The organism is Pseudomonas sp. FG-3G, from assembly GCF_901007645.1.
In the GTDB taxonomy this organism is placed as follows: domain Bacteria; phylum Pseudomonadota; class Gammaproteobacteria; order Pseudomonadales; family Pseudomonadaceae; genus Aquipseudomonas; species Aquipseudomonas rhizophila.
The window spans coordinates 325,779-338,385 of sequence record NZ_CAAKGZ010000045.1 but is presented as its reverse complement, the minus strand read 5'-3'; the positions used below and the strand labels follow the sequence as shown (position 1 = coordinate 338,385).

Below are 12,607 nucleotides of genomic sequence, written 5' to 3'. Positions count from 1 at the left end.
TCAGGCGGCAGAGGCGGTTTCAAGGCAACCGCAAAACCACCTCAACCCCACCCTCGACATTGCCAATACTGAACTCCCCGGCATGCAACTGCACCACTTCCTCCACAAAGTTGAGGCCCAACCCGGTGCTCTTGCGACCGCTGTCAGGGCGCGGCAGGGAGTAGAAGCGTTCACTCAGACGCGGCAGGGCGTAGGCGGGAATCGGTTCGGCCTGATTGAACAGCCGGATCTCGACGCGGTTGCCGACACGCTCGGCACTCATGCGCAACAGCCCGTTGACGGGCGTGAAGTCCAGGGCGTTTTCCAGCAGATTGCCCAGGGCCTGACGCAACAGAAACGGCTCCCCCGTCAATGTCAGGTCCACGGCAATGTGCCGCTCGATCTGCAACTGCCGGCTTTCGATCCAGCCACTGCGGGCCTCCAGCAGCTCGTCCATCAATGCCGCCAGCGGCACGGCAATCTCTTCTTCCAGTCCCTGTCGCTGCTCGACCTGGGCCAGGTTGAGCAAACGCTCGATCAACTGCTGCATGCGCACGCTTTCGTTGTCGATGTTGCTGACGAAACGCTGACGCTGGGCCGTCGGCATGTCGCTCTGCAGCAACTCGGCGGCACCACGGATTGCCGCCAGCGGGCTCTTGAGTTCGTGAGTCAGGGTGTGCACGTAGCGCTCGACGTAAGCCTTGCCTTCCAGTTGGGTGCGCATGTGTTCCACCGCACCGGCCAGTTGCTCGAACTCGCCACCGCGATAATGCGGCACTTCTACCCGTTGCCCTTGGCTGACGGCCTCGGCATAAACAGTCAAACGCCGTAGCGCCGCGCTCAGCCACCACGACAACAAGGCGCCCAACAGCAGCCCCAGGCCGATCAACCCGGCGCCGTAAGCCAACAGGCGCCGCTCGGTGCGGTCGACATAGGGTTGCAGCGAACTGTTGGGCTTGGCCACGGTGACCACGCCGATAATCCGGCCGTTGTCGCGAATCGGCGCGCCAACGTGCATCACCGAAGACGTCGGATCATCGGCAACGCTGCGGGTCGAGCGTGCGCCGTATTGCCCGCGCAGGGTCAGGTAGACGTCGTTCCAGCGCGAATAATCCTGGCCCACCGCCACACCGCTGGAGTCGAGCACCACAATCCCCTTAGCGTCCGTGACGTAGATGCGATGGTTGACCTGGTTCTTTGGCAACCCCCAGATCGATGCTGCAGGCTGGCGCTCACCGTAAGCCTTGAGCAGTTGCGGCCAGCGGTTCTGGTTGAGGGTGCCGGCCTTGAAATCGTCCCGCAGGATCTCGGCCATCAGGTTAGCGGTGTCCACCAGGGTTTCTTCGGTGGACTGGCGCACGCCGGGGCGTATTTCTTCCATCACTGTGTTGAGGACGAAATACCCGGTCAAACCGATGAACAGCACATACACCAGGAAAATCCGGATGCCCAGCGACATCAGCTATGTCCCGGGCTGTAGCTGTAGCCGAGGCCACGGTGAGTCTGGATCGGTTCAGCCTCGGCCCTGACCAGGCGCAATTTGGCGCGCACGCTCTTGATGTGACTGTCGATGCTGCGCTCGTAGCCGGCATCACTGGCCACTCCCAGGGCGTCGAGCAGTTGTTCGCGGCTGAACACTCGCTCGGGTTGCTCCAGCAGACAGTTCAACAGGCGGAATTCGTGACGGGTGAGGTTCAGCGGTCTGCCACGATAGTGGATCTGCACCCGCTCGGTGTCGACCTGAAATAGCCCAGCGCCCAGATCCGTGGGCGGTCGCGGCGCGACGCGCTTGAGGATGGCGCGGACCCTCGCCGCCACTTCCCGAGGGCTGAACGGTTTGACCACATAATCGTCGGCCCCGATCTCCAGCCCCACTACCCGGTCGATCTCAGCATCACGGGCTGTAAGAAAGATGACCGGAACATCGCTGAAACGTCTGAGATTTTTGCACGTCTCGAATCCACTGATATCCGGCAGGCCCACGTCGAGGATAATCAGGTCCGCCGGGGTGCTTTTCTGATGCTCAAGCGCAGCCGCGCCAAGGCTCAGCCAGGTGGTGCCGAAACCCTCCCCTTGCAGGGCAAACACCAGCGTATCGGCAATGGCGGCTTCGTCTTCGACAATCAGAATGTGAGGCATGGCGTCCGCGCCCGACAGTAAAGTTGCCGGAACGGTGCCCCAACCCCGGGGGCACGTCAATCAGGGAAATCAGCAGTCGGGCTTGTCAGCGGTAAAACGTCGGGCCGGGTTCACCGCCGCATCAAACTCGCGCAGGGCCTTGGCGCCGATCAGCAGCGGGTAGTTGAAGCTGCTGCGGTCCGTCAGGTTGACCTCAACGGTCCGCTTGACATCACCTAGGCACATTTCAAGCTCCACCACCGGACGTTTGCTGGGGGCAGCCGATTCGTCGTCTTCATCTTCTTCCGAACGGGTCTTGATCTTGCTGATGCGTGCGACCTTGTGCTCAAAGAGCTTGTTGCTCGCGCCTTTGGTCGCCAGGCGGAACCGTACCCAGTCCTCGCCGTCGCGGGTAAAGGTTTCGATGTCCTTGGCCGACAGCGAGGCCGTCAGGGCGCCGGTGTCCATCTTGGCCTTGAGCACCTCACCGCCGATTTCCGGCAGTGCGATGTATTCGTAGCGCCCGTACAGGGTCGGTTCGGCGGCCAGCACTGGAAGGGCCACCAGGGAAAGCAGAGCGAGAAGGGATTTCACGTAATGGACTTCCTTTGTATGGGTGGGCAGCGGGATTTTAGACCGTGGGCTGTGAATTCGTTCGGTTGGCGTCAAGAACATCTCTGCCGGGGAAAGAGGGTCTGTGGGAGCAAAGCCTGCTTGCGATACGGGCATCACGGTTTTCCAGAGAAATGGCGTTACGTTCATCGCGAGCAAGCTTTGCTCCCACAGATCACTTCGCTCGTTTCACCTCGATTTGGCCTGCCGCCCGAAGCTGCTTATCATGGCCCGCCCACCTGTTTGCAAGAGTCATGTATGCGCCGCCTGCTCACCGGCTGTTTTGTCACCCTGCTGCTGTTACTCAACACCCTGGTGCTGTTCGGGCCGTTGATGGTGTTCGCGCTGCTCAAACTGGTCCTGCCCGGGCGTCTTCGCGACTGCGCCTCGTGGGCAGTGATGTGGATCGCCGAAACCTGGGCCGAAATCGACAAACTGATCTTTGCCCTGTGCATCCCCACCCGCTGGGAAATACGCGGCGGTGGCGACTTGCGCCGCGACACCTCTTATCTGGTCATCAGCAATCACCAGTCCTGGGTCGACATCCCCGCGCTGATCCAGGCCCTCAACCGGCGTACGCCGTTCTTCAAGTTTTTCCTCAAGAAAGAGCTGATCTGGGTACCGTTCCTGGGCCTGGCCTGGTGGGCGCTGGATTACCCGTTCATGAAACGCTACACCAAGGCCTTCCTGGCAAAAAATCCGGAGCTGGCAGGCAAAGACCTGGAAATCACCCGTCAGGCCTGCGAGCTGTTCAAGCGCCAACGAGTCACCGTGGTGAACTACCTCGAAGGCACACGCTTCACCGCCGCCAAGAGCCAACAGCAACAGTCTCCCTTCACCCACCTGCTCAAACCCAAGGCCGGTGGCGTGGCATTCGTGCTGGCAGCGCTGGGCGAGCAACTGGACGCGGTGCTGGACGTGACGGTGGTGTACCCCCAGGAACGGACGCCGGGGTTCTGGGATTTAATCAGCGGTGCGGTGCCGAAGGTCATTATCGACATCCAGACCCGCGAGCTGGACCCGGCGCTGTGGCAGGGCGATTACGAAAACGATCCGGTGTTTCGCCAGCATGTCCAGAACTGGGTGAACCAGCTCTGGATCGAAAAAGATCAGCGCATCGCCGCCTTGCGCAGCGAGCGCGGCTGATCAGATACCCGCGCCGGCTCCCCAGATGCCACCCAGGTTCTGCAGCAGCGAACTGGCCACGCCCTGCTGGCCGAGGTATTCAAGGATCACCGGGGCAAACTGGCCGATCATGCCGCTGTCCATGCCCAGCGCGCTGAAGGCGTTGTTCAGGTCGTGGGTGTCCTTGACGTTACCCAGCAGGCCGTCGAGCAAGGCGTTCTTGTCCGACCCGCCACCGAGCAAACCGCCCAGGCCACCCAAGCCATTCAGCCCACCGATAGCGTTGTTGCCAGCGATCTGATCCAGGCCCGGCACGCTTTTGCTCAATTCGGAAAACTGCGGCTCACTGAGTCGGTTCTTCGCCAGCCCCAGCATCGCACCGGCACCGCCGATGGCCTGTTCCGGGGTGATCTTGAGCTCCGAGCCCAGGGTATTGAGCAACCCGGCGGCTTGCGCCGCAGCTGCCACCGCGCCCTCCCCCGGCTGATCGCCCTGCATCGCCGCCACCGCATTGGCCGCATCACTGAGGCTGAACTGCGCGAAGGCCGGGCTGCTTGCCAGCGCGAGCAGGCAAGACAGTGCAAAACCTCGTGAAACCTTCATCCGGGACATCCTCTTGAGCCATGAAAAAGCCGCCCACTAAAGGGGCGGCGCAAAATCGTGCGTTTGACTGGGGCGGGCGAGGATTGTTCCCCCACACGCGCCGTATGCCCGGCACGCCATTCATTGTCCCAGTGCCCCGCGTCAGACGCAGGCGACCGCTTATATAAACAAAAACAGTTGAAGTGTTATTGCCAAGACTCAATAGGTACACGTTTGTTATTCAAAATGGGTATGAACAACTGGCAACACTGACAGTAGCCCGCCGGAAAAAAGCCGCAAACCATAGCAACCAACCAAACCTGGGAACCCGACACATGCAAAACACACTGGCGAAAGGGGCGGGATTACTGATGCTGTTTGTCGGCCATATCCAGGCCAATGAAATAACCTGTCCCGCCGTCACTGACATCCACAGAAAAATTGAATCCGTGGAAGATATCTATTCAGTCGAAGTACAGGATGATCGCGAGTGGCAGAGCCAAAGCCTGGTGGACGTGGTCGATCCGGCTCTGCTGCAGTTCAACGGTGCCGAATACGCTATTGATGAGCCCGACGACGCCGAGCAGACGCCCACAAGGATGACCATCACGTGCAAATACGGCGAAATAAACTTGACGCTGGAGTATCTCCAGGTTGTGGAACCGGGATTTTCGCCATGGGAAGACAATCGCTGCGAGAGCCTGGACACTAAGGCCTGCAAGCTGATAACCGCCGACTACTTCAACCTTAGCTTTTGATTGTTAAGTCATAATTCATCTGAATATAGCAAGGGCATGCAGGCCACCAGAGTGACGCCGGAATAAATACCAGCCTATTCAGGGAACGACCCCATGTCGGCGAACCGCCAGGCGCTGCTCTGCTGGACATAACAAGACGAGCAGTTATTCCATAAAGCCCTCGCCCACTGTCAACTCTGACAGTAGGCAACCCTTTTCACTGAGTTAAGCTCAATCACGCATCAACGAGATACAAGCGACCCCCATCGCTTACCCGCACCAACCCTTCATCCAGGCGAGAAGAACATGAGTAACGGAACAGTAAAGTGGTTCAACGATGAAAAGGGCTATGGTTTTATCACACCGGATGACGGCGGTGATGATCTCTTCGTCCATTTCAAAGCTATAAAAGGCGACGGTTTCAAGACCTTGAAAGAAGGACAAAAAGTGACCTATGAGGCTGCCAAAGGGCAAAAAGGTATGCAAGCCGACAACGTTCAACCTGCATAAGTTGGTCGCGGTGCGGGTATGTTTCGACAGCTCGCACTCCGGACCGCAGGCCCAAACTCTTTTGATAGGAGTTTTGCCATGGAAAAGCAGCCTGTAAAGCGTCATGACTCCGCTGAAGGTGGCATTGGATTAACGCCGTCCCATGCAAATGGGCAAAACATCTTCTTCAGGGTCCCTCCAGTCGAAGAAGGCGGGCCGGTCATAAAACCCGGACAGAAAGTGGCGTACGAGTTGATGTTGGGCGACGATGGGCAATATTACGCGATCAATCTTCAGGTCATCAGCGACGACGAGTAAGCCCAGTCGCTTCAGTACTACAAGCTGCTGCTTGCGCTGTGCCGAATAAAAAGGGCGACATCGCTGTCGCCCTTTGTCCGTCTTGCCTACCGCTTAGGCCGCACTGAACATCTTGTGCGGATCGATCACAAACTTCTTCGGTACGCCTGCATCGAACTCGCCGTAGCCTTTAGGCGCGTCGTCCAGGCTGATGACCTGTACGCCGACGATTTCTGCGATGTTGATGCGATCCCACATGATGGCTTGCATCAGTTGGCGGTTGTACTTCATCACCGGGGTCTGGCCGGTGTGGAAGCTGTGGGACTTGGCCCAGCCCAGACCGAAACGGATGCTCAGGCTACCCATTTTTGCCGCGGCATCGACCGCGCCCGGGTCTTCGGTGACGTAGAGGCCGGGGATGCCGATCTTGCCGGCTACGCGAACCACACCCATCAACGAGTTGAGCACGGTGGCCGGAGCTTCGTGCTTGACGCCTTCATGGCCGTGACCACGGGCTTCGAAGCCCACAGCGTCAACGGCGCAGTCGACTTCCGGTTCGCCCAGCAGCGCGGCGATCTGTTCGTGCAGCGGGGTGTCTTTGGACAGGTCGGCGATTTCAAAACCCTGGGCCTTGGCGTGGGCCAGGCGGATCGGGTTGACGTCACCGATAATGACCACAGCGGCACCCAGCAGGCGGGCGGAAGCGGCAGCCGCCAGGCCAACCGGACCGGCACCCGCGATGTAGACGGAGCTGCCAGGACCAACGCCGGCGGTGACGGCGCCGTGGTAGCCGGTCGGCAGGATGTCGGACAGGCAGGTCAGGTCGCGGATTTTCTCCATGGCCTTGTCGCGGTCCGGCAGCTTCAACAGGTTGAAATCCGCGTACGGCACCAGCACGTATTCGGCCTGACCGCCGGTCCAGTCACCCATGTCCACATAACCGTAGGCACCGCCGGCACGGGCCGGGTTGACGGTCAGGCAGACGCCGGTGTGTTGTTCTTTGCAGGAACGGCAGCGCCCGCAAGCCACGTTGAACGGAACAGACACCAGGTCGCCGATCTTCAGGTTTTCGACGTCGTTGCCCTTTTCGATCACTTCACCGGTGATTTCGTGGCCCAGGACCAGGCCGGTCTGAGCGGTGGTGCGGCCGCGCACCATGTGCTGGTCGGAGCCGCAGATGTTGGTGGATACCACGCGCAGGATGACGCCGTGCTCGATCTTCCTGCCACGCGGGTCCTGCATTTTTGGATAGTCGATTTTCTGTACTTCGACCTTGCCGTTGCCGAGATACACGACACCACGATTGCCAGACATGCTTTCACCTCGCTGTTGTTTTTATGAAACTGCGTTGCCCAGGCAGGCAGCGCGTTGATTGCTCGGGTAGTGCTTGTGTCTTGTTTCTTTGTTGTCTGTAAGGGCCTCATCGCGAGCAAGCTCGCTCCCACAGTGGATTGTGGGTGTCATCAGAATCTGTATAACGACGCAGATCCTGTGGGAGCGAGCTTGCTCGCGAATGGGCTGCGAAGCGGCCCCAAAAATCTAAAGAACGACAGTTCTGTTGGCGTTGAGAAACACCCTTCGCTCGATGTGATACCCCACGGCCCGGGCCAGGGTCAGCCCTTCGATGTCCCGGCCCTTGGCGATCAGGTCTTCGGGATAGTGGCTGTGGTCCACCACTTCCACGCCCTGAGCGATGATCGGGCCTTCGTCCAGGTCGTTGTTGATGTAGTGCGCCGTGGCGCCGACCAGTTTCACGCCTTTGTTGTAGGCCTGGTGATACGGCTTGGCGCCCTTGAAGCCCGGCAGCAGCGAGTGATGGATGTTGATCGCCTTGCCGTCGAGCTTGCGACACAGCTCCGGCGACAGCACTTGCATGTAGCGGGCGAGAATCACCAGCTCGGCGCCGGTGTCTTCGATCACCTGCCACACCTGCCGCTCCTGGGACGGTTTGTCGTTCGGGTCCAGGGGGAAATGGTAGTACGGAATCTGGTGCCAGTCGGCCAGCGGCTTGAGGTCCGGGTGGTTGGACACCACGGCCACGACGTCCATGGACAACTGGCCGATGCGCTGACGGTAGAGCAGGTCGTTGAGGCAGTGATCGGCCTTGGAGACCATGATCACCACTTTGGGCCGGTAGTTGGGTGGCGTCAGTTCGAAGACCATGCCAAAGGCTTGCGCACGTTCGGCCAGGCCGGCCCGGAAGTTTTGCTCATCAAAACCGTCGGGTTGGCGGAACTCCACACGAATGAAAAAACGCGCCGAGAGCCGGTCGTCGAAGGAATGGTGCTCGGTGACGTAGCAGCCTTGCTCGAACAGAAAGCGCGTCACCGCGTCCACCGTGCCGAGCACGCTGGGGCAGTCGGCAGTCAAGATCCATGTGTCTGGGGCGCGGCTCATTCGTGATACTCCTCTGATCGTTCCCATGCTCTGCGTGGGAATGCCGCCATGGACGCTCTGCGTCCGCTTTTGGGACGCAGAGCGTCCCGGGATGCATTCCCACGCAGAGCGTGGGAACGATCATGGTTATGCCTGCACGCTCAACCCATACTCAGCCGCGGCATCCTGCAGCCACAGCCACCAGTAATCGGAGAAGCTGCGGCGAATCACCAGTTCCCAGGTGTTTTCGCCCGTGTGGCGGATCACCAGTTGCGACTTGGCGAACACCGTGCCCACGGCCTTGCCCACCGGGAAATTGCTTGGGTGTACGTCATAGCTGGTGGATTTCATCAGCACGTCGCGCACATTCGGGCCGGACAGTTCGAGGATCTGCTGGCCGCCACTGACGTTGACGATCTGGATATGCAGATCGCCCAGGGCTTCGCGCAGGTTTTTCTCGGCGGCAAATTCTTCGCCACTGGGCACCACCAGCAGCCACTCGTCCGGGCCGAGCCATTGCAGGCTGGTTTCGCCCTTGACGATGACGGTCAGCGCGCCCGGCAGCTCCAGGCCCAGGGCCTTGTGCACGCCAGCAGCGAACGCAGGGTCATGACCATCGCCACGGATGGTCAAGTGGCCCAGGAGTTTCTTCTCGCGCACGGTCACGCCGGCGTTCTTGCGACCCTTGCCCACCAGACTGGCGAGGTCGGCATGGTGCAGCGACGACTCGGCCTTGGCCCCGGTGGTTGGGCGTTGTTGGTACACGTTGACTGCGGTCATATGGAGCACCTGTCTTGAATTCTGATTCAGGCCCTTGTGGTGGCTGTTCTACCGCCATCGCGAGCAGGCTCGCTCCCACAAGGGTCATGCGATCTCCTGTGGGAGCGAGCCTGCTCGCGATGCGGACAACGCGTAGCAGCTGCTCACCACAGACCTGAAGGTCATTAGATATTCTGCCGATCCCCCTTCGGATCGAAGAACACCGAAGAAACAATCTCTGCCTCGATCACGCTGCCGTCGGCCAGTGGCGCGAACACGCGTTCTCCCATCCGCTTGAGGCCGCCCTTGACCACGCCCATGGCAAATGAGTAACCCAGGGAGTTGTGGGCGTAGCTGGACGTCACATGACCGACCATGGTCATCGGGATCGCCTGCTTGGTGTTGAACACCAGTTGCGCACCTTCCGGCAGCCAGACATTCGGGTCGATCGGCTTGAGGCCCACCAGTTGCTTGCGGTCCTCACGCACACAGTCTTCGCGATTCATGCCACGCCAGCCGATCCACGAGAACGGTTTGGTCCGGCCTACGCACCAGCCCATGTTCAGGTCGTCCGGGGTCATCGAGCTGTCAGTGTCCTGACCGACAATGATGAAGCCCTTCTCGGCCCGCAATACGTGCATGGTCTCGGTGCCATACGGGGTCAGGTTGTATTTCTTCCCGGCCTCGACGATCTGCTCGAGCACGCCCATGGCGTAGTCGGCCTGCACGTTGACTTCGTACGACAGTTCACCGGTGAACGAGATACGGAACACCCGCGCCGGAACACCACCCACCAGGCCTTCTTTCCAGGTCATGAACGGGAAAGCGTCCTTGTCCAGGTCGATGTCGGTGACTTCGCTCAGCAGCTTGCGGCTGTTGGGGCCCGACAGGGTCATGGTCGCCCAGTGGTCGGTAACCGAAGTGAAGTACACCTTCAGGTCCGGCCATTCGGTCTGGTGATAGATCTCCAGCCATTGCAGCACGCGCGCCGCGCCGCCAGTGGTGGTGGTCATCACGAAATGGTTGTCCGCCAGACAGGCCGTCACGCCATCGTCGAAGACCATGCCGTCTTCCTTGCACATCAAACCGTAGCGAGCCTTGCCCACGTCGAGCTTGGTCCAGGCGTTGGTGTACACGCGGTTAAGGAACTCGCGGGCGTCCGGGCCCTGGATATCGATCTTGCCCAGAGTCGAGGCATCCAGCAGGCCGACGCTGTCGCGCACGGCTTTGCATTCGCGCTTGACCGCAGCGTGCATGTCTTCGCCGTTCTTCGGGAAGTACCAAGGGCGCTTCCACTGGCCGACGTCTTCGAATTCAGCACCGTTTTTCACATGCCAGGCATGCAGCGCGGTGAAGCGTACCGGTTCGAAGATGTGCCCGCAGTGCCGCCCGGCTATCGCGCCGAAGGTCACCGGCGTGTAGTTCGGGCGGAACATGGTGGTGCCCATCTGCGGGATGCTCACGTTCAGCGAGCGGGCCGCGATGGCCAGGCCGTTGACGTTGCCCAGCTTGCCCTGGTCGGTGCCGAAGCCCAGAGCGGTGTAGCGCTTGACGTGTTCCACCGACTCGAAGCCTTCGCGGGTGGCGAGTTCGATGGCGGCGGCAGTGACGTCGTTCTGCAGGTCGACGAATTGCTTCGGCGCCCGTGCAGTGGATTTTTCATGCGGCACCTGGAACAGCGCCAGGGTCGGTTCTTCCTGGCGGCTCAGGGCTTTGGGCAACACACCCTCCACCGCTTTGAAACCGGCTTCGTTGGCCGCGCGCACGCCACCTTCGAAACCATCGGCCAAGGTGTCACCCAGGCTGTAGACGCCATTCACGCCGCCGACGCACACGCGCTTCTGCGGTGCTTCGCCCGGTACGAAACCAAGGATGTCTTCGCGCCAGATCGGCTTGCCGCCCAGGTGCGAAGCCAGGTGGACCACTGGGCTGTAGCCGCCGGAGCTGGCCACCAGGTCGCAGTCCAGCCATTCGCCGGGACTGGTGACCTTGTGCGCCTTGACGTCGATGGCGGCGATGCGGGCCCCGGTGACGCGCTTGCTGCCACGAGCCTCGATCACGGCGCTGCCGGTGAGGATGCGGATGCCTTTGGCACGCGCCTCTTCCACCAGCGCACCACGCGGGTTGCTGCGGGCGTCGGCGATGGCCACCACTTGCAGGCTGGCGTCGAGCCAGTCCAGCGCCACGCGATAGGCGTGGTCGTTGTTGGTGCTCAGTACCAGTTTCTTGCCCGGTGCCACGCCATAGCGGCGCACGTAGGTGGAGACCGCGCCGGCCAGCATGTTGCCCGGTACGTCGTTGTTGCCGTAGACCAGCGGCCGTTCGCAGGCACCAGTCGCCAGCACCACGCGCTTGGCGCGGACCCGGTTGATGCGCTGGCGGACCTGGCCGATTGGCGCGCGATCACCCAGGTGGTCGGTGAGGCGCTCGTGGATGGTCAGGAAGTTATGGTCGTGGTAACCGTTCACCGTGGCGCGCGGCAACAGCACCACATCTGGCATCGACTTGAGCTCAGCCACAACAGCAGCCACCCATTCGGTCGCTGGTTTGCCATCCAGGCTCTCGCGGGAATCGAGCAGGCTACCGCCGAACTCTTCCTGCTCGTCGGCCAGGATCACCCGTGCACCGCTGCGGGCCGCGGCCAATGCGGCAGCCAGGCCAGCAGGGCCGGCGCCGACAACCAGCACGTCGCAATGACGGTTCATGTAGTCGTAGGTGTCCGGGTCGTTCTCGGTCGGCGAGCGACCCAGGCCCGCGGCCTTGCGGATGTACTTTTCGTAAGTCATCCAGAACGATTGCGGGTACATGAAGGTTTTGTAGTAGAAGCCCGGCGGCATCAGCTTGCCGCCGACCTTGCCGAGAATACCCATCATGTCGTTGTTCACGTTCGGCCAGCCGTTGGTACTGGTGGCGACCAACCCTTGATACAGCGCCTGTTGCGTGGCGCGCACGTTAGGGATCTGCGTGGCTTCGGTGGCGCCGATCTGCAGTACCGCGTTCGGCTCTTCGGCGCCGGCGGCAAAGATGCCACGCGGACGGGAATACTTGAAGCTGCGGCCGATGATGTCGACGCCGTTGGCCAGCAGTGCAGCGGCCAGGGAATCGCCCTCGAAGCCTTTATAGGTCTGACCGTTGAAGGTGAAGCTCAGCACTTTGTTGCGGTCGATCCGTCCGCCGTTGGACAGGCGATTGATCTGGCTCATACCTTCTCTCCCAGAGCCTGCGCGGCCGCTTTCGGACTGTCAGCCTTGTCGGTGAATTGCGGCTTTTGGCCGATCTTGTAGGTTTCCAGAATCTCGTAGGTCACGGTGTCACGGGTCACGTTGAAATACTGGCGGCAGCCGGCGACGTGGTCCCACAGCTCATGGTGCAACCCGCGCGGGTTGTCACGAAAGAACATGTAGTCGCCCCACTGCTCGTCGGTGCAGGCATTCGGATCCAGCGGACGCGGGATGTGCGCCTGGCCGGATGCATGGAATTCCTCTTCGGAGCGCAGTTCGCCGCAGTGAGGACAGAAGATGTGCAACATAGGG

At 60.8% G+C, this 12,607-nt stretch carries 13 protein-coding genes; 4 read left to right on the top strand and 9 right to left on the bottom strand.

Annotation, left to right across the window (positions count from 1 at the left end; genetic code table 11):
* Positions 1 to 19 precede the first annotated feature (19 nt).
* The 3 genes from creC to PSEUDOMOFG3G_RS27435 form a co-directional block, all read right to left on the bottom strand.
* The gene (creC, locus tag PSEUDOMOFG3G_RS27445; RefSeq protein WP_139049001.1) at positions 20 to 1,438 is read right to left on the bottom strand and encodes a two-component system sensor histidine kinase CreC; all 1,419 of its coding nucleotides are present in this window, start codon (positions 1,436 to 1,438) and stop codon (positions 20 to 22) included.
* Entirely contained in the window at positions 1,438 to 2,118 is a 681-nt protein-coding gene (gene creB / locus PSEUDOMOFG3G_RS27440; RefSeq protein ID WP_076383405.1) for a two-component system response regulator CreB, read from the bottom strand. Before creB ends, creC begins: the two co-directional genes overlap by 1 nt.
* A 69-nt stretch (positions 2,119 to 2,187) precedes the next feature.
* Positions 2,188 to 2,691: an ATP-dependent zinc protease gene (locus tag PSEUDOMOFG3G_RS27435; protein WP_047228137.1), complete on the bottom strand. Its 504-nt coding sequence runs from the start codon at positions 2,689 to 2,691 to the stop codon at positions 2,188 to 2,190.
* A gap of 276 nt (positions 2,692 to 2,967) precedes the next feature.
* Here PSEUDOMOFG3G_RS27435 and PSEUDOMOFG3G_RS27430 point away from each other — a divergent pair, with 276 nt between their 5' ends.
* A complete protein-coding gene (locus PSEUDOMOFG3G_RS27430) occupies positions 2,968 to 3,855 on the top strand; it encodes an acyltransferase (protein WP_139049000.1) in 888 nt (295 codons plus the stop codon).
* Here PSEUDOMOFG3G_RS27430 and PSEUDOMOFG3G_RS27425 read toward each other — a convergent pair whose 3' ends face one another.
* On the bottom strand, positions 3,856 to 4,437 hold the full coding sequence (locus tag PSEUDOMOFG3G_RS27425; RefSeq protein WP_139048999.1) for a DUF2780 domain-containing protein: 582 nt from the start codon (positions 4,435 to 4,437) through the stop codon (positions 3,856 to 3,858). It lies immediately after the preceding gene.
* A gap of 314 nt (positions 4,438 to 4,751) precedes the next feature.
* Between PSEUDOMOFG3G_RS27425 and PSEUDOMOFG3G_RS27420 the strand changes: the two genes are divergently transcribed.
* From PSEUDOMOFG3G_RS27420 to PSEUDOMOFG3G_RS27410, 3 genes are all read left to right on the top strand, one after another.
* Complete coding sequence (locus tag PSEUDOMOFG3G_RS27420; RefSeq protein ID WP_139048998.1) at positions 4,752 to 5,174, top strand: DUF3757 domain-containing protein; 423 nt, start codon at positions 4,752 to 4,754, stop codon at positions 5,172 to 5,174.
* Positions 5,175 to 5,459: 285 nt separating this feature from the next.
* A complete protein-coding gene (locus tag PSEUDOMOFG3G_RS27415; protein WP_139048997.1) occupies positions 5,460 to 5,663 on the top strand; it encodes a cold-shock protein in 204 nt (67 codons plus the stop codon).
* 78 nt (positions 5,664 to 5,741) lie between these two features.
* Positions 5,742 to 5,960, top strand: a complete 219-nt coding sequence (locus PSEUDOMOFG3G_RS27410; RefSeq protein WP_139048996.1) for a hypothetical protein — start codon at positions 5,742 to 5,744, stop codon at positions 5,958 to 5,960.
* A 93-nt stretch (positions 5,961 to 6,053) separates the two neighbouring features.
* Here the strand turns inward: PSEUDOMOFG3G_RS27410 and fdhA are convergent, their stop codons facing one another.
* The 5 genes from fdhA to PSEUDOMOFG3G_RS27385 all read right to left on the bottom strand — a co-directional run bounded on the left by fdhA (position 6,054) and on the right by PSEUDOMOFG3G_RS27385 (position 12,603).
* Entirely contained in the window at positions 6,054 to 7,253 is a 1,200-nt protein-coding gene (fdhA, locus tag PSEUDOMOFG3G_RS27405) for a formaldehyde dehydrogenase, glutathione-independent (protein ID WP_047228141.1), read from the bottom strand.
* A 225-nt stretch (positions 7,254 to 7,478) separates the two neighbouring features.
* Positions 7,479 to 8,336, bottom strand: a complete 858-nt coding sequence (gene purU, locus PSEUDOMOFG3G_RS27400; protein ID WP_076383402.1) for a formyltetrahydrofolate deformylase — start codon at positions 8,334 to 8,336, stop codon at positions 7,479 to 7,481.
* Positions 8,337 to 8,462: 126 nt separating this feature from the next.
* Positions 8,463 to 9,095 carry a sarcosine oxidase subunit gamma gene (locus tag PSEUDOMOFG3G_RS27395; protein WP_139048995.1) on the bottom strand — a complete coding sequence of 211 codons (633 nt, stop codon included), beginning with the start codon at positions 9,093 to 9,095 and terminating at the stop codon, positions 8,463 to 8,465.
* A gap of 164 nt (positions 9,096 to 9,259) precedes the next feature.
* Positions 9,260 to 12,277, bottom strand: a complete 3,018-nt coding sequence (locus PSEUDOMOFG3G_RS27390; protein WP_047228144.1) for a sarcosine oxidase subunit alpha — start codon at positions 12,275 to 12,277, stop codon at positions 9,260 to 9,262.
* Positions 12,274 to 12,603: a sarcosine oxidase subunit delta gene (locus PSEUDOMOFG3G_RS27385; RefSeq protein WP_003206305.1), complete on the bottom strand. Its 330-nt coding sequence runs from the start codon at positions 12,601 to 12,603 to the stop codon at positions 12,274 to 12,276. Before PSEUDOMOFG3G_RS27385 ends, PSEUDOMOFG3G_RS27390 begins: the two co-directional genes overlap by 4 nt.
* Between the last annotated feature and the right edge of the window lie 4 nt (positions 12,604 to 12,607).

What these genes read in the sequence shown, in the direction of transcription:
- creC (WP_139049001.1), bottom strand. Translation starts at nt 1,438, where the DNA reads ATGTCGCTGGGCATCCGGATTTTCCTGGTGTATGTGCTGTTCATCGGT.
- creB (WP_076383405.1), bottom strand. Translation starts at nt 2,118, where the DNA reads ATGCCTCACATTCTGATTGTCGAAGACGAAGCCGCCATTGCCGATACG.
- PSEUDOMOFG3G_RS27430 (WP_139049000.1), top strand. Translation starts at nt 2,968, where the DNA reads ATGCGCCGCCTGCTCACCGGCTGTTTTGTCACCCTGCTGCTGTTACTC.
- PSEUDOMOFG3G_RS27425 (WP_139048999.1), bottom strand. Translation starts at nt 4,437, where the DNA reads ATGAAGGTTTCACGAGGTTTTGCACTGTCTTGCCTGCTCGCGCTGGCA.
- PSEUDOMOFG3G_RS27420 (WP_139048998.1), top strand. Translation starts at nt 4,752, where the DNA reads ATGCAAAACACACTGGCGAAAGGGGCGGGATTACTGATGCTGTTTGTC.
- PSEUDOMOFG3G_RS27415 (WP_139048997.1), top strand. Translation starts at nt 5,460, where the DNA reads ATGAGTAACGGAACAGTAAAGTGGTTCAACGATGAAAAGGGCTATGGT.
- PSEUDOMOFG3G_RS27410 (WP_139048996.1), top strand. Translation starts at nt 5,742, where the DNA reads ATGGAAAAGCAGCCTGTAAAGCGTCATGACTCCGCTGAAGGTGGCATT.
- fdhA (WP_047228141.1), bottom strand. Translation starts at nt 7,253, where the DNA reads ATGTCTGGCAATCGTGGTGTCGTGTATCTCGGCAACGGCAAGGTCGAA.
- purU (WP_076383402.1), bottom strand. Translation starts at nt 8,336, where the DNA reads ATGAGCCGCGCCCCAGACACATGGATCTTGACTGCCGACTGCCCCAGC.
- PSEUDOMOFG3G_RS27395 (WP_139048995.1), bottom strand. Translation starts at nt 9,095, where the DNA reads ATGACCGCAGTCAACGTGTACCAACAACGCCCAACCACCGGGGCCAAG.
- PSEUDOMOFG3G_RS27390 (WP_047228144.1), bottom strand. Translation starts at nt 12,277, where the DNA reads ATGAGCCAGATCAATCGCCTGTCCAACGGCGGACGGATCGACCGCAAC.
- PSEUDOMOFG3G_RS27385 (WP_003206305.1), bottom strand. Translation starts at nt 12,603, where the DNA reads ATGTTGCACATCTTCTGTCCTCACTGCGGCGAACTGCGCTCCGAAGAG.